The 15,161-nt window shown below is 48.6% G+C and carries 17 protein-coding genes and 1 pseudogene; 10 read left to right on the forward strand and 8 right to left on the reverse strand.

Annotated elements, in window-relative coordinates:
- The first annotated feature begins 254 nt into the window (after nt 1-254).
- From minC to AC5M9B_RS01520, 4 genes are read left to right on the forward strand one after another with little or no spacing between them, the layout of a single operon-like run.
- Nucleotides 255-959: a septum site-determining protein MinC gene (gene minC / locus AC5M9B_RS01505; protein ID WP_049228814.1), complete on the forward strand. Its 705-nt coding sequence runs from the start codon at nt 255-257 to the stop codon at nt 957-959.
- 27 nt (nt 960-986) lie between these two features.
- Entirely contained in the window at nt 987-1,802 is an 816-nt protein-coding gene (minD, locus tag AC5M9B_RS01510) for a septum site-determining protein MinD (RefSeq protein ID WP_039406013.1), read from the forward strand.
- Nucleotides 1,803-1,805: 3 nt separating this feature from the next.
- Nucleotides 1,806-2,081 carry a cell division topological specificity factor MinE gene (gene minE / locus AC5M9B_RS01515; RefSeq protein WP_003742768.1) on the forward strand — a complete coding sequence of 92 codons (276 nt, stop codon included), beginning with the start codon at nt 1,806-1,808 and terminating at the stop codon, nt 2,079-2,081.
- 3 nt (nt 2,082-2,084) lie between these two features.
- Nucleotides 2,085-3,005 (forward strand): hydrogen peroxide-inducible genes activator, encoded by a 921-nt coding sequence (locus tag AC5M9B_RS01520; protein WP_070636137.1) that lies wholly within the window; start codon nt 2,085-2,087, stop codon nt 3,003-3,005.
- 103 nt (nt 3,006-3,108) lie between these two features.
- Here the strand turns inward: AC5M9B_RS01520 and dapB are convergent, their stop codons facing one another.
- Nucleotides 3,109-3,918 (reverse strand): 4-hydroxy-tetrahydrodipicolinate reductase, encoded by an 810-nt coding sequence (gene dapB / locus AC5M9B_RS01525; protein ID WP_146736597.1) that lies wholly within the window; start codon nt 3,916-3,918, stop codon nt 3,109-3,111.
- A 16-nt stretch (nt 3,919-3,934) separates the two neighbouring features.
- A complete protein-coding gene (locus tag AC5M9B_RS01530; RefSeq protein WP_003757199.1) occupies nt 3,935-4,318 on the reverse strand; it encodes an outer membrane protein assembly factor BamE in 384 nt (127 codons plus the stop codon).
- Between the two features lie 176 nt (nt 4,319-4,494).
- On the opposite strand from AC5M9B_RS01530, the gene fur reads away from it, so the two are divergent.
- Both fur and aat read left to right on the forward strand, forming a co-directional pair.
- Entirely contained in the window at nt 4,495-4,974 is a 480-nt protein-coding gene (gene fur / locus AC5M9B_RS01535; protein WP_176662397.1) for a ferric iron uptake transcriptional regulator, read from the forward strand.
- Between the two features lie 192 nt (nt 4,975-5,166).
- A complete protein-coding gene (gene aat, locus AC5M9B_RS01540) occupies nt 5,167-5,892 on the forward strand; it encodes a leucyl/phenylalanyl-tRNA--protein transferase (protein ID WP_146736598.1) in 726 nt (241 codons plus the stop codon).
- Between the two features lie 138 nt (nt 5,893-6,030).
- Here the strand turns inward: aat and dtd are convergent, their stop codons facing one another.
- The 5 genes from dtd to AC5M9B_RS01565 form a co-directional block, all read right to left on the reverse strand.
- Nucleotides 6,031-6,492, reverse strand: a complete 462-nt coding sequence (gene dtd / locus AC5M9B_RS01545; protein ID WP_146736599.1) for a D-aminoacyl-tRNA deacylase — start codon at nt 6,490-6,492, stop codon at nt 6,031-6,033.
- 195 nt (nt 6,493-6,687) lie between these two features.
- Nucleotides 6,688-7,560: a peptidyl-prolyl cis-trans isomerase gene (locus tag AC5M9B_RS01550; RefSeq protein WP_146736600.1), complete on the reverse strand. Its 873-nt coding sequence runs from the start codon at nt 7,558-7,560 to the stop codon at nt 6,688-6,690.
- A 34-nt stretch (nt 7,561-7,594) separates the two neighbouring features.
- Nucleotides 7,595-7,864 carry a BolA family protein gene (locus AC5M9B_RS01555; RefSeq protein ID WP_487648133.1) on the reverse strand — a complete coding sequence of 90 codons (270 nt, stop codon included), beginning with the start codon at nt 7,862-7,864 and terminating at the stop codon, nt 7,595-7,597.
- Nucleotides 7,864-8,154, reverse strand: coding sequence for a YciI family protein (locus AC5M9B_RS01560; RefSeq protein ID WP_060974705.1), 291 nt, complete (start codon nt 8,152-8,154; stop codon nt 7,864-7,866). The genes AC5M9B_RS01555 and AC5M9B_RS01560 overlap by 1 nt, the downstream gene beginning before the upstream one ends.
- A 3-nt stretch (nt 8,155-8,157) precedes the next feature.
- Nucleotides 8,158-8,688 carry a septation protein A gene (locus AC5M9B_RS01565; RefSeq protein WP_039406027.1) on the reverse strand — a complete coding sequence of 177 codons (531 nt, stop codon included), beginning with the start codon at nt 8,686-8,688 and terminating at the stop codon, nt 8,158-8,160.
- 344 nt (nt 8,689-9,032) lie between these two features.
- Here AC5M9B_RS01565 and AC5M9B_RS01570 point away from each other — a divergent pair, with 344 nt between their 5' ends.
- The 4 genes from AC5M9B_RS01570 to AC5M9B_RS01585 all read left to right on the forward strand — a co-directional run bounded on the left by AC5M9B_RS01570 (nt 9,033) and on the right by AC5M9B_RS01585 (nt 14,625).
- Nucleotides 9,033-11,498, forward strand: coding sequence for a motility hub landmark protein FimV (locus tag AC5M9B_RS01570; RefSeq protein WP_487648134.1), 2,466 nt, complete (start codon nt 9,033-9,035; stop codon nt 11,496-11,498).
- A gap of 131 nt (nt 11,499-11,629) precedes the next feature.
- A complete protein-coding gene (gene truA, locus AC5M9B_RS01575; protein WP_070538703.1) occupies nt 11,630-12,442 on the forward strand; it encodes a tRNA pseudouridine(38-40) synthase TruA in 813 nt (270 codons plus the stop codon).
- A 701-nt stretch (nt 12,443-13,143) separates the two neighbouring features.
- Nucleotides 13,144-14,268, forward strand: coding sequence for a trimeric porin PorB (gene porB / locus AC5M9B_RS01580; RefSeq protein ID WP_308905300.1), 1,125 nt, complete (start codon nt 13,144-13,146; stop codon nt 14,266-14,268).
- Nucleotides 14,269-14,433: 165 nt separating this feature from the next.
- A complete protein-coding gene (locus AC5M9B_RS01585; protein WP_134814567.1) occupies nt 14,434-14,625 on the forward strand; it encodes a hypothetical protein in 192 nt (63 codons plus the stop codon).
- Nucleotides 14,626-14,829: 204 nt separating this feature from the next.
- On the opposite strand, the pseudogene AC5M9B_RS01590 reads toward AC5M9B_RS01585, so the two are convergent.
- Nucleotides 14,830-15,090, reverse strand: a pseudogene (locus tag AC5M9B_RS01590) (RpiB/LacA/LacB family sugar-phosphate isomerase); the annotation flags it as partial.
- Nucleotides 15,091-15,161: the final 71 nt, after the last annotated feature.

Genomic DNA, 15,161 nt, shown 5'->3' on the forward strand with positions numbered 1-15,161 from the left:
TAATGTATATTTGCTCATAAAAAAACTGCACCTTGCGAGTTGGAGGGGATGTGTCCAACTTTTGGGGTGCAGTTCAGTTTTCAGACGACCTTTGTCGTTTTTGTACCACTTTGTAACTTTGATTAACCCATATCGATTTCTCATGAAATTCAGAAGAGAATGGGAAATTTCACTTCAGGCGACCCAAACGGATTGAATAGCCAAGATTTACACGGTAAACTTACACAATTAAAAAATTTTATGATTTACTCACTATGAAACCCGCCTTCGACATAAAGTCAGCCCGGCTCGACGTGCTGGCTATTCACCTGCATACCGCAGATCTGACCGAATTAGAAGAGTTTCTACGCCAGCGCGCCGGTCAGTATCAAGAATTGGATATTGTTCCTTTTGTTTTAGACGTACAGGATTTCGATCACCCCGAGTCATTGGACATCGGGGCTATGCTGACCCTTTTTGCCCGTTACGGCATGCAGATTTTAGGGCTGCGCCATGAAAGTGAAAGTTGGTCGTCTTTTGCGGCACGTTATCATTTGGTTTTCAGCCGCAGCGACAAATCCGAGCCGCAACAACCCAAAATCAACCAAGAGCCTGCGCCTGTTCAGGCAACCGTCATCAATAACCCGACCGTCCTCATCAGCACCCCCGTTCGTACCGGACAGCAGGTTTACGCGGAAAACGGCGACCTTATCGTTACAGGTATCGTCAGTGAAGGTGCGGAGCTTATTGCCGACGGAAACATTCACATTTATGCGCCCATGCGCGGCAGGGCGCTGGCTGGCGCGAAAGGCAACACCAACGCGCGCATCTTCATCCACTCCATGCAGGCGGAGTTGGTCTCCGTAGCAGGTATTTACCGCAATTTCGAACAAGACCTGCCCGACCACCTGCACAAAAAAGCCGTACAGGTTTCATTGCAAGACAACCGTTTGGTTATCAGCGCAATCGACACAGATTAACCGTTCCAAGATTTGAAAGGAAATATCGTGACAAAAATCATCGTAGTAACATCAGGTAAAGGCGGCGTAGGTAAAACCACGACCAGCGCCAGTATTGCAGCCGGATTGGCATTGCGAGGCCACAAAACCGCCGTTATCGACTTTGACGTCGGTTTGCGTAACCTCGATCTGATTATGGGTTGCGAACGACGCGTTGTGTATGACCTGATTAACGTCATCCAGGGTGAAGCCACGCTCACCCAGGCCCTGATTAAAGACAAAAACTGCGAAAACCTCTTCATCCTGCCCGCATCGCAAACCCGCGACAAAGACGCGCTGACCCGTGAAGGCGTTGAGAAAGTCATGCAGGAATTGAGCAGCGACAAAATGGGATTCGAATACATCATCTGCGACTCCCCCGCCGGTATCGAACAAGGCGCATTGATGGCGCTCTACTTCGCCGACGAAGCCATCGTTACAACCAACCCCGAAGTATCCAGCGTCCGCGACTCCGACCGTATCTTGGGCATCCTGCAAAGCAAATCCCGCAAAGCCGAACAAGGCGGCACAGTTAAAGAACACCTGCTGATTACCCGCTATTCTCCCGAACGCGTCAACAAAGGCGAAATGCTGTCCGTACAAGATATTTGCGACATCCTGCGCATCCCGCTCATCGGTGTCATTCCCGAATCGCAAAACGTCCTGCAAGCATCCAATGCCGGCGAACCCGTCATCCATCAAAACAGCGTTTCTGCTGCCGAAGCCTACAAAGACGTCATCGCGCGCCTCTTGGGTGAAAACCGCGAAATGCGTTTCCTTGAAGCTGAGAAAAAAGGCTTCTTCAAACGACTGTTCGGAGGCTAAGCCATGTCATTAATAGATATGTTGTTTGGCAGAAAGCCGAAAACCGCCGCCGTCGCGCGCGACCGCCTGCAAATCATCATTGCCCAAGAACGCGCTCAAGAAGGAAAGGCTCCCGACTACCTGCCGACCCTGCGCAAAGAATTACTGGAAGTATTGTCCAAATACGTCAATGTTTCCCTGGACGACATCCGCATTTCCCAAGAAAAGCAGGACGGTATGGACGTTCTCGAATTGAACATCACCCTGCCTGAACAAAAAACGGAACAGAAAAAGGCTTAACACATGACCTTGACCGAATTGCGTTACATCGTAGCCGTCGCGCAGGAGCGTCATTTCGGACGTGCCGCGCGCCGCTGCTTTGTCAGCCAGCCCACCCTTTCCATCGCCATCAAAAAGCTGGAAGAAGAGCTGTCGGTATCCCTGTTTGACCGCAGCAGCAACGACATCATCACCACCGAAGCGGGCGAGCGCATCGTTGCCCAAGCCCGTCGCGTGTTGGAAGAAGCCGAGCTGATCAAGCACCTTGCCAGCGAAGAGCAAAACGAATTGGAAGGCGCATTCAAACTCGGTCTGATTTTTACCGTCGCCCCCTACCTTCTGCCCAAGCTCATCATTTCCCTGCGCGAAACCGCGCCGAAAATGCCCCTGATGCTCGAAGAAAACTACACGCACATCCTGACCGAATCGCTCAAACGCGGCGACGTCGATGCCATCGTAGTCGCAGAACCCTTCCAAGAGCCGGGTATCGTCACCGAGCCTTTGTATGACGAGCCTTTCTTCGTCATCGTCCCCAAAGGACACCATTTCGAAGAACTCGATGCCGTTACCCCGCAGATGTTGAGCGAAGAGCAGGTCTTGTTGCTGACGGAAGGCAACTGTATGCGCGACCAAGTTTTATCAAGCTGTTCCGAGCTGGCCGCCAAGCAGAAAATCCAAGGTCTGACCAACACCCTCCAAGGCAGCTCCATCAACACCATCCGCCACATGGTTGCCAGCGGTCTCGCCATCAGCGTCATGCCCGCTACCGCATTGACCGAAAACGACCATTTGCTGTTCAGCATCATCCCGTTTTCAGGCTCCGTACCGCACCGCCGCGTCGTTTTGGCATACCGTCGGAACTTCGTCCGCCCCAAAGCACTGACTGCCTTGCGGACCGCCATCCTCAATTCCCATCTTCACGGCGTAAGTTTTGTAAAGGAATAAAAGGGTTGGCGTATTGGTGTAAACCGATTGCTGTAAGTAATCAAAAGGTCGTCTGAAAAACATTTTTCAGACGACCTTTTTGTGTCATAGGGAGAAACCAGCTTTAGTTGTTTTTCAATCCTAAAACGTCCTGCATATCGTACAAACCTGTTTTGCCGTTGACCCAAACTGCGGCGCGGACGGCGCCGGCGGCGAAGGTCATGCGGCTGCTGGCTTTGTGGGTGATTTCGACGCGTTCGCCGTCGGTGGCGAAGAGGGCGGTGTGGTCGCCGACGATGTCGCCTGCGCGGACGGTGGCGAAGCCGATGGTGGACGGATCGCGCGGGCCGGTGTGGCCCTCGCGGCCGTAAACGGCGCATTGTTTGAGGTCGTGGCCGAGCGCGTCGGCGATGACTTCGCCCATGCGCAGGGCGGTGCCGCTGGGGGCGTCGACTTTGTGGCGGTGGTGGCCTTCGATGATTTCGATGTCGTAGCCTTCGTTGAGGACGCGGGCGACGGTGTCGAGGATGTGGAAGGTGAGGTTGACGCCGACGCTGAAGTTGGCGGCGAAGACGACGCCTGTTTTTTCGCCTGCGGCTCGGATGGCGGCTTTGCCTGCGTCGTCGAAACCGGTGGTGCCGATGATGATGTTGACGCCTTTTTCAACGCATTTTTGCAGGTGTTTGAGGGTGGGCTCGAGGCGGGTGAAGTCGATGAGTACGTCGCTTTGGGCGAGGACGGTATCAACGTCGTCTGAAATGGCGATGCCGGTTTTGATGCCGGAGGCGAAACCTGCGTCCAAGCCTAAGACTTCAGAGCCTGAATGTTCGAGTGCGCCGGAGAGGACGGTGTCGGGATGGTTGTTGACGGCTTCAACCAGTACGCGCCCCATGCGGCCGTTAACGCCGGCGATGGCGATTTTTAATGCGCTCATGCGGTTTCCTTAATGATTATTGTGCAGTTTGGGCTGCTTTTTGTTCGGCTTGGAGGGTTTCGATGGATTTTTGGATGGCATCGCCTTCTGCGCGGACAAGGACGTCGTTTTCAAAATAAACGGTGAGGTTGCTGCGGTCTTTGATGATGCCGTTGCGGCTGGTATTGAAGGTGTAGTCCCAGCGGTCGGCATGGAATGCGTCGCGCAGCAGCGGGGTGCCGAGCAGGAGTTGGACTTGGTCGCGGCTCATGCCTGCTTGGAGGGAGACGACGGCGCGGGGATCAAGTTCGTTGCCTTGGATGACTTTGAGTTTGTAAGAGGGGAACAGGGAAACGCGTTCGGCGCTGCATGCGGAAAGTCCGATGAGGGCGGCGAGGGCAAGACAGAGGGGTTTGTTCACGGATATGCCTTTCTGTTCGAATTCGGGTGGAAGGGTATCATTGCTTGAATTTTTTGAAAAAGCAAACGATAATCATCTCTTTGATTATAATTTCAGCCGGCTATCGTTTGTATGCAAACAAAACTTGTGGTTTTATTGCAAACCGCTATGGCGTAATAGTGGGCAAGCGGGCTTAAATTGCGTATTATAACGTCTATTACTTCACAGGGATATTGAATATTATGGAAAAATTCAGCAATATTGCGCAATTGAAAGACAGCGGTTTGAAGGTTACCGGTCCGCGTTTGAAAATCTTGGATTTGTTTGAGTCTCATGCTGAAGAGCATTTGAGTGCTGAAGATGTGTACCGTATTTTGCTGGAAGAGGGTGTGGAAATCGGCGTAGCGACGATTTACCGCGTATTGACCCAGTTCGAGCAGGCAGGCATTTTGCAGCGCCATCATTTTGAAACCGGCAAGGCGGTTTATGAATTGGACAAAGGCGACCACCACGACCATATCGTCTGCGTGAAATGCGGCGAGGTAACGGAATTCCACAATCCCGAAATCGAAGCCTTGCAAGACAAAATTGCGGAAGAAAACGGCTACCGTATTGTTGACCACGCGCTTTATATGTACGGCGTGTGCGGCGAATGCCAAGCGAAGAGCAAACGCTGATTCCCGTTTTAAAAGATGTTTGATGTTCAGACGACCTCGGATGAGAATTTGGGGTCGTCTGAAATTTTTTGCGGAACATGAACATCATGCCGCTGCAAATCAGAATAATATAGTGGATTAAATTGAAATCAGGACAAGGCGAGGCAATGCCGTACCGGTTTAAAGTGAATCCACTATACCTTAGGATTTTTAATGAGTATCCCCTTGCTTTACCCTAATGATTACACTTTCCCCGACCCGTTTTACGCGCTGGAAGAATGCGACGGCTTGGTCGGTATCAGCCGCGATTTGGACACGGGACGGCTGCTGTCGGCGTATCGGCAGGGGATTTTCCCGTGGTTCAGCGAAGACGGCTGGTTTTTTTGGCATACCATAGATCCGCGTGCCGTCATCGTGCCTGAAAATCTGCATATCGGGCGTTCGTTGGCGAAAACCTTGCGCAACAAACCCTATCGGGTAACGGTCAACCAATGTTTCGAAACCGTCATTGCGCATTGCGCCGCCTTTCCGCGCCCCGGTCAGGACGGCACATGGATTGTTCCTGAGTTCCAAGCCGCTTATACCGAGCTGCACCGCTTGGGTCATGCGCATTCGTTTGAATGTTTCTATCCCGATGAAACAGGTCGTCTAAAACTGGCGGGCGGCTTTTACGGCGTACAAATCGGAAGGGTGTTTTACGGAGAATCCATGTTTGCCCTTGAGCCGAATGCCTCCAAAATCGCCTTCGCGCGAGCCGTCCCGTTTCTTGCTAAGTTGGGCATTGAGTTGATTGACTGTCAGCAAGATACCCTGCATATGCATCGTTTCGGTTCGGAACCGATACCGTTTGCCGAATTTCAGACGACCTTGCAACGCTTGAACGCTTTGCCTTTGAAGGAAGCATTGGGCGCGCGGGTGGTGGGTGGAACGTTGGACTAGCGGCAGGATATAGAGTCGGCTTTGAATCAGAATCGAATAAAAAAGGTCGTCTGAAAATCTAATTTATGGGTTTTCAGACGACCTTTGGATTATATGAGGCAATGGCAATACTTGTTTTGTCTTGCAGTAGGATTTTCGTCAAAACAATTTTTGCGAGTCCAGCAGTAGGGTAACGGGGCCGTCGTTGCACAGGCTGACCTGCATATGCGTTTGGAAGCAGCCGGTTTGTACGTTCAAACTATGTCCGCGCAATAGTTCTGCAGTATGCAAATAGAGTGTTTGCGCCTGTTCGGCAGGGGCGGCTGCCGAGAAAGACGGACGGCGTCCATTTCGTGCATCGGCATACAACGTGAATTGGGAAACCAGCAGGATTGAGCCGCCAACATCTTTGACGGACAGGTTCAATTTGCCGGCATCGTCTTCGAAAATACGCAGATTGGCGGCTTTGTCGGCAATATAGCGCGCATCTGCTTCGGTATCGTCGTGGGTAACGCCGAGCAATATCATCAACCCGTTATCGATTTCTGCGCAGGTTTCCTTATGATTTCCGTCCAATACATCGACACGGGAACAACTCACTTTTTGGATGACGGCTCGCATAGCGGTTCTTTATCTCTATTCAAAAGATTGGTTGACGGCGGATTCAGATACACAAGTGTTTCAACAGCAATGCAGGTAGAAAAGGTCGTCTGAAAAACGTTATGGTTTCAGACGACCTTTAGGTGGATTGCATCAATGCAGCAAAAAGAATCCGGCTTAATTTCCTTTACTTATCCGTTATAGGAAGCTTAAAGGTTATTTGGCAGGTTTGATGTCGGCTTTTTGCAAGAGCGCACGCATAGTGTCGTCAATGCGGGCAGTACTCAGATCGCGGGCTATGTTGCCTTTGATTTCGTTAAAGGCAGGGACTTTGACATCGCGGCGGTCGTCAACGTAAAACACGGCGTAAGAATTACCGTCTTGTAGCGGTTCGGATGTCGCTTCGCCTTTTTTCAGGTCTTTGACTGCTGCGTACAGAGGCGGTGCGGCTTCTTGCAAGTCTTTCAGCGGAACATAAGCTTGAGGAATGCCTCCTGCTTTTTTGGCTTCTTCGTCAATCGAATATTGTTTCAATACTGCGGTAAAAGCTTTCTTCGCCTTCAAATCGGCAGCGGCTTTTTGTCCGTCGGCTTTAGTTCGTGTAACGATTTCCCCTAGGCGTACTTCCTGACTGCCTTGGTAGAATTTGGCAAATTCATCGTAGGATTTTTTAATTTCTTGTTCGTTGACAGGATTTTTGCGCAATACGTCGATGGCCAGGGCTTGTCCGAGCAGGTCGTCTTCAAATGCCGCCCATTCTGTTTTGAAGGACGGTTTTTTGTCCGCGCCTTGTTTCTTCGCATCTGCACGGGCTTGTTCAAGGGCTTTTTTGAATTCCGCACTTTGATCCAGCTTGCGGCGTTTGGCTTCTTGCGCGACAACCGTGCTAATAACTTGGCGGTTGGTCAATTCTTGTCGCAGTTGTGGCGAATCCTGGATTTGTTTGTTTTCAGCGCGCAAGGCGGCAACTTGTCCGTCAATCACGCTGCTGTCGATGGCTTGTCCGTTGACGGTAACCAGAGTTTGGGCAAACAGGCTGCAGGATAGGGCGGCCATAACCAATGCGGCTGTAAAATGGGTTTTTCTCATAATCTTCTCTTTAATTTGAAACACTACGGATAATTCAATGGAAATATTCGTCGGGCGTTACCGCCTTAATGCTTAAGGCATGGATGAAACCGCCGGCAAACAGGTCTTGGAGCAGGTTTTGAACCATGCGTTGGCGTTCGATACGTTTCATCCCGGTAAAAGCCTCGCTGACGACGGTTACAGCATAATGCCCCCCGCCTTTATTACCCGCGTGTCCTTTGTGCAAATGGCTGTCGTCTTGAAACTCGAATATCTGAGGATTTAGAGTTTTCAGGCGACCTTCTATTGCTGAACGCATATCCATTATTTAAAAACAGCTTTGTAGGGCTTAATTAAAACTTCCTCATATACGCCCGCAGCGACATAAGGATCTTGTTCCGCCCATTCTTGGGCTTCGTCAAGCGATGCGAATTGGGCGATGATAAGGCTGCCGGAGACGCGTTCGGGATTGTCGGGCAGAGGATTCGGTCCGGCTGTCAAAAGGCGCCCTTCGGCTTGCAGGGCTTCCAAACGTTTCAGATGATCGGGACGTGCAGCCATACGGGCTTCATGTACGTCGTCTGCATCAGTGGCCAAAAGCATATAATATTCCATTGCTTAATTCTCCTTTGGTAAATGTTTGCCCAAATAAATACCTTGAGCGATAAAGAAAGCGAACATCAGTCCGGTCGAACCGAACATCTTGTAATTCACCCAATGACTTTCAAAATGAGTGAATACAAACCAGTTGGCTATGCCCATAAATACGAGAAACGCTATCCAAGCATAGGTCAGATTATTCCAGACGGTATCGGACAATTCGAGTTCCTTGCCCATTGTAGCCTTAAGTCCGTTTTTTCCGGCAAGGTGGCTGAAAAGCAAGACCAGTGCACCTATCCAAAACAATACGGTCGGTTTCCACATGATGAATCGCGGATCTTTCAGCAGGATGGTCGCCCCGCCGAATACCACGATTAAAACCAATCCGACCCACTGCATCGTATCCAGCTTTTTAAATTTCCAATAGGTAAAGGCCGCCTGCAAAACACCGACTACCAAAGCTACGGCTGTCGCGGCAATCATGTCTTTCGTAACCGTATAAGTCAGAAAAAACAAAATTACCGCTAATAAATCACTCAGAATTTTCATATATAAAAAACAAAAATGAGGAAACCAAACAATCAAACGGCAATCATACAGGCAGCTACGGTTTTTTGCATTACCGTAAATCTCAAACTTTGGTTTGTTTGATATGTCGGCAGTTTGTTGCAGGGTTTTAAAAATGCAAACGGAATGATAAAATAAGTTCCCGATAGATTTGCAAAAAAGAAACACACCGATGCAAACAGTAACGGTTTATGTCATTTTTGATAACATAAATGACAGTGTTACTTGGCAGATTAGGGACTTAGACTATATCATAACGTAATATATCGTAATAGACGGTTAAGTAATCGGCAGTACAGCAGGATTCATTTCATAGGGGACAAGTTTTGAAAAAACATTACAAAATCAAACTTATCGCAGCTTCCGTCGCCTTAGCGGTTTCGGTGGGTGCAAGCGCAGGGTTGGGTGGTTTAAATGTTCAATCGCATTTGGGTGAGCCGTTTTCCGGCAATATCACCGTAACCGGAGAAGAAGCACAGGCATTGTTTAACGGAGGCAAGGCTTCCGTATCTAATGCCAACCTCAGAACCAGCGTTCACAGAGCGGGCGATCGTGCCGTCATCAATATCCGTTCGGCTAAAGCCATCAAAGACCCTGTGCTGATTTTCCAAGTCAGTACCGGCTCTCAATCTCGAGAATATACCGCAATCATTGATCCGGCTGATTACTCGGTCAAGGGCGACAGTACGCCCCGCGTTCGTCAGGAGCCGCCTCCCGCATACGCTTCCCAGCAGATAGACCGTCAAGCTGCGCGCGAACGGATTAACCGTGCGCTGCGTAGTGGAAATGCGTCTGCAGATGTTGCGAATAATACGCGTAAAGAAGGAATCGACAATAAAAAGTCAAAAAATACCCAAACACAGCCTAAACAGACGCAAAATGCAACCTCTTCTGTACAGGGCGAGCCGCGTTATGGCAAACGACATTTAGTCAAACAGGGTGAAACCCTGACTGAAATTGCGACCCGTATCCGTCCTCAAGGTATGACGGTCGAGCAGGCAATACAGGCATTGGTAAAAGCCAACCCTAGTGTGTTCATCAATAAAAATGCCGACCATATGTTGGCTGGCAAAGTATTGAATATCCCGACCCAGTTCGATATGAAACAGGCAGCCGCCAAACAGGCCGCCGAGAAGCCTCTTGTGTCTGATAAACAGCAGCCGCAGACCGCAGCAGCATCTAAAGCATCGTCTGAAAAATCAGAAGCTGCCAAAACTAATGCATCTGCGGAAAATAAGGCAGGTGAAAATAAGGCTGGCGAAGAGGCTAAATCAAACAAAGAAGCCAAGCTTGAACAACAACCAGCACAAGTAACCGCTTCCGCTCCACAGGGTGCAACACAAGAACAAGCTGCTTCATCCGTAGGCACTGAGGAAGTATTGCAACCCGGCATCGCAGAACAAACCGCTGCAAGTGAAACAGCAAAATCTACGCCGGAAGCCCAAGTTGAAGAAGCTTTGGCTGCTCAGCAAAATTCCGCTGCTCAAAGTGAAGCAGTAGAAGAGTCGTCTGAAGATGGCGGATTATGGCGCTGGCTGTTAATCGGCGGCGGTGCGCTGTTGGCATTGTTGCTGTTGCTGAAAGCTTTGGGCAAACGAAAAGCAGCTGCTGTCGCGCCTGTCGTACCTGTTCCTTCTGCAGGATATGACGAAGAAGATGATGACATTAGCTTTGCAGAAACCGTGATAGCCGACGAGGCGAAGCCCGAACAGTTTGTTCAAGCGAAAGCTGTTCCGGCAGAAGAGTCTGATGGATTGTCTATCGAGGATGATTTTGACGACGAGGCTTTCTTTGTACAGCCCAATGCAGCCAAAGAAGCCGCTGAAGATGAGATCAATATCAATATCGATGATATTGACGATAAGCACGTCGGCATCGTATCCAGCGCAGTTACCGTGGATGAGGAAACGGAAAAACGCCGTGATTTGGATTGGGACTCAGTTGAATCGACAGAAAGTGTATATGAGCCCGAACCGGAGAATCCGTATCAACCGGTTTCAGTAGTTATAGAAGGCAGACATCAAGAAGAAGCAGTAGAAGAGCCTGATAATACAGCTCATATTCAGCAATTTGATGAGGTTCAGTCAAACTTTGGCACGTCTTCCCATGACGCCAATGAAGAAACCAAAGAGGCGGATACCTCAGTAGGTGAGGAAGAATATTCTTATACCGAACCCGCCGTTGCGGAAGAAGTTTCTGATTTGGAGTTTGACTACGAAGCTTCCGATGCTTCCGAAGTTCAACAGCAGGAGCGGACTGTTGGAGCAGAAGATGTCAAAGGCGTTGAAGAAGCAGAAGAAGGATGGGATTTCTTCTCGGAAAAAATCGAAACCCAACCTATCGAGCCTCTGCCTGAGTTCACAACATCTAAGCAAACATCGTCTGAAAAATTAAATGAAGACGAGGCTTTAGAGTTTGCTTCCGTTGATACTGCAGCCGATGAAACCGTAGCCGAAGAGCCTTTTGAAATCAAACAAGATGAAGGCATTATCTTCCAAGAAAGCGATGAAGATTTCGGATTGGCAGATTCTCAAGGTAATGAAGTAGAAGAGACCATCGAATGGGAAAACCTGACAGTTGATGAAGAAGTAAGCAAGTCGGCACTCGACTCAGGCTTTATTTCCGAATCCGTCGGAATGACCGCTCCTTTGGAAGCAAAATACGAATTGGCAAAAATGTATGTCGAAATTGGAGACCCCGGTGCAGCTCGTGAAACTTTGCAAGAGCTGATGGAAGAGGCTACTGGCGATATCTTAGATAAAACCAAAGCCTTGTTGGCAGAGCTAGGCTGATTAATCCGACAACCCTTTTCTTGAAAGAAAAATAAAGATGCCGTGTCTAAAAGCGGCATCTTTTTTATTGCTATACTGTCGGATAAGCAATTTTCGCATGATTTTGTTCGAATATAGAACCCTTACCGATTATGACGTTTCTTTCTTCAAATCAACCCGCTGTTTATCGTTGGGCATTAACCCTATCTTATGATGGCAGCCGATTTTACGGCTGGCAAAAACAAGCTGGCGACTTGCCTACTGTTCAGACGACCTTAGAATATGCACTCAGCCAAATTGCGGGTGAAGCCATCCGAACCATAGTTGCCGGACGGACGGATACAGGCGTACACGCGACTGCGCAAGTCGTCCATTTCGATACCACAGTAGTCCGTCCCGAACAAGCATGGGTACGGGGCGTCAATGCCTATCTTCCCGAAGGTGTGGCTGTATTGTTTGCACAGCAAGTCGCCCCGCATTTTCACGCCCGCTTTGACGCATACGGTAGAAGATATCGCTACCTCTTGGAGTCATCTCCCGTCCGCTCCCCGATATTGCAAGGCAGGGTAGGGTGGACGCACCTCAAACTCGATCCTGACAAAATGCAGCAGGCGGCACTCTTATTAGAAGGCGAACATGATTTCTCCAGCTTTCGCGCTGCCGAATGCCAAGCAAAATCACCCGTTAAAACCCTATACAGTGCAAAAATCAGCGGTACGCCGCAACTCCTCAAACTGGATTTGCACGGCAATGCCTTTCTGCACCATATGGTGCGTAATATTATGGGCGCATTGGTTTATGTCGGTAGTGGTAGGCTGAGCGTTTCTGAATTCCAAGCCTTAATTGAAGAACGCAGTCGATTAAAAGCCCCTCCGACTTTTATGCCTGATGGGCTGTATCTGACCGGAGTGGATTATCCGCCCGAGTTCGGCATCATCCGTCCCGAAATGCCCGAATGGCTGTGAGGCCGTCCGAAATACTGTCAAACCTATTCTTCCCTTCCATAAAGAAAATTCTAGTCACTCCCGTGCTGACAGGGATCCAAGCATTGATTTTTAGAAAAATATTCAAAAATTACCGTACTCAAGCTCTTATATTTCTTTCACATCAGGAATGATATTTGAAATATCCTGTCTTTATTTTCATACACTATAAAAAGTCGTTTGAAATCTATACGCATTCTTTTCAGACGACCTTTGCTCTTTTCGATAGACCAACCTGCAGATAAAGCCTGTACTACGGAGCTGGAATGACAGCTACCGTAGATCGGGAGATATTTATGCCCGGCAAACCCTATCAGGGTAAATGCAGGCATGAATACCTGAACGATGTTTCCAGTTTCCTCGCTTGCCTGAATTAGCCAAAAAACAACAGCCGGTCCTAAAAAACTACCGTTCGGGAAATCTGTGTTGTAAAAATGCAAATAATAGGAAAATCGGTATTACCATATGATTTATAAAGGAAATATTTAGAATCTTATGTTGTTGACAGGGTGGTGTGGCGTAAGGGGGGAAGAAGGGGAAGTGAATAAAGTTTGTTTTTTTAGAAAGGAACAATTATAGTGAGAGTCATGGAATCGCTGATTCCAGCGATAATGTAAAGCCTAAGCGGACTCTGTCCGGGTCTGCTTAAGTTATTTCTTCACGATAGAAAAAGGAATACAGCAATGAAAAAATCTCTGATTGCTCTGACTTTGGCAGCTTTGCCTGTTGCAGCTATGGCTGATGTGACTCTGTACGGTCAAGTTAAAGCCGGTGTTGAAATTTCTCGCATCAAAGCAGGCTCTGGTGTGACTGATAATGGTCGTTCTTCTACTACTAAAACTGCAACTGAAATCGCTGACCTCGGTTCTCGTATCGGTTTCAAAGGTCATGAACACCTGAGCAACAACCTGAACGCTATTTGGCAAGTAGAACAAAATACTTCTGTTGCTGGTACTGACAGCGGCTGGGGTACTCGTGAATCCTTCATCGGTTTGGAAGGTGGCTTCGGTAAAATTCGTGCTGGTAAACTCAACACTACTCTGAAAGACAGCACCGACAGCATCGATCCATGGGAATCCAGCGATGCTAATGAACATGTATTGTCATTGGGTACTTTGGAACGTGTAGATGAGCGTAAAGTGTCTGTTCGCTACGACTCCCCTGTGTTCTCAGGCTTTAGCGCAAGCGTTCAATACCAACCTCGCGATAACGCCAACTCTAGCGACAAATATACTCATGCTGCGAAAAGCCGTGAAGCATACTACGCTGGTTTGAACTATGAAAATTCCGGTTTCTTTGGTCGCTATGCTGGTAAATTTGCAAAACATGATGTAATTACAGCTAACGAATATGATGTTGCTGTTGATAAAGTTGCTGATGCTGCTTCTACTTTGAAAGTTGGCGATACTTTGGCTACTGTTAAAGATCATCAAGTTCATCGTTTAGTAGCTGGTTACGACGCGAACAATGTTTTATTTGCTGTTGCTGGTCAATATGATGCATCAAAAAATGGTGATGTAAGTGATGCTAACTACGGTAAGAAAAACGAACAAACCCAAGTTGCTGTAACTGGTGGCTACCGTATGGGCAACGTAATGCCTCGTGTTTCTTACGCTCACGGCTTCAAAGCTAAAGAAGATGGCGAGAAACAAGCTAACAGTCAATACAACCAAGTTATCGTTGGTGCTGACTACGACTTCTCTAAACGTACTTCTGCTTTGATTTCTGCTGGTTGGTTGAAACAAGGTAAAGGCGTTAACAAAGTTGAATCTACTGCTGGTTTGGTTGGTCTGCGCCACAAATTCTAATCTGATACGGTTAGTTTAAAAAAGAGCCTGCTTTATGCAGGCTCTTTTTGTATCCTTGGATAAAATGCGGGGGGATACGTAGTATGCTGGTTGTAGGTCGGTTCGCATTTTTCCCCGACAAGCTGCTCTGTCTATACCATTATTTCTGATTCTTTCGGCGCAGAAATGGCTGGTGTGAATATCCTGTTTTATTTTAATCCGTTAAATAAAAGGTCGTCTGAATCCCTGTGTACGGCAGGCTTTTCAGACGACCGTTTTTTTTGGATAGAACTTAATCCGTGGGCTTTGGCCGCGAAATATGGCAGGTCAAAACAAGAGGGCTGCAATTTCGTCATTCACGCGCAGGCGGTAATCTAGAAATTTGAAGTTGCGGCATCCTTGAAATCTTCCCAAAATGCCGAGGCCGTCATTCCCGCCTGTGCGGGAATGACGGCGGTAGGGAGATTTCAGGCGACCTTACCTCAAAAATAATCTGCGGGTAAAGCTCATGCTGCGATGGGCCATCTTCATACAAGCGGGGCGGGAATGGAGAGTCTAGACTAACCTTTTGCAAAAACCGTGCTATTTACCGCATTCGTAGGCTTCGATTTCGCCGACTTTCGGTGCGTATCCGCTATCCGTGTTGTGGCGCAAATTCAGCCAAATGTCCACCAATGCCCAGGCAGCGGGGGCGGCGATGACGTTTTGTCCCATGCACAATACCTGTGCATCGTAGTTTTCTACCGAGCCGCGCAATGTGATTAAATCATGCGCCGTTGCTGCCCGTATGCCGCGGACTTTATTGGCGGCAATCGCCGTACCGACTCCCGTGCCACAAATTATAGTCAATTAAAATCAAAATAGGACAGTAACGCATCGTCAAATCGGGCGTAATCAGACAAAACGGTTCGCAG

The sequence above is a fragment of the Neisseria flava genome (genome assembly GCF_982712965.1).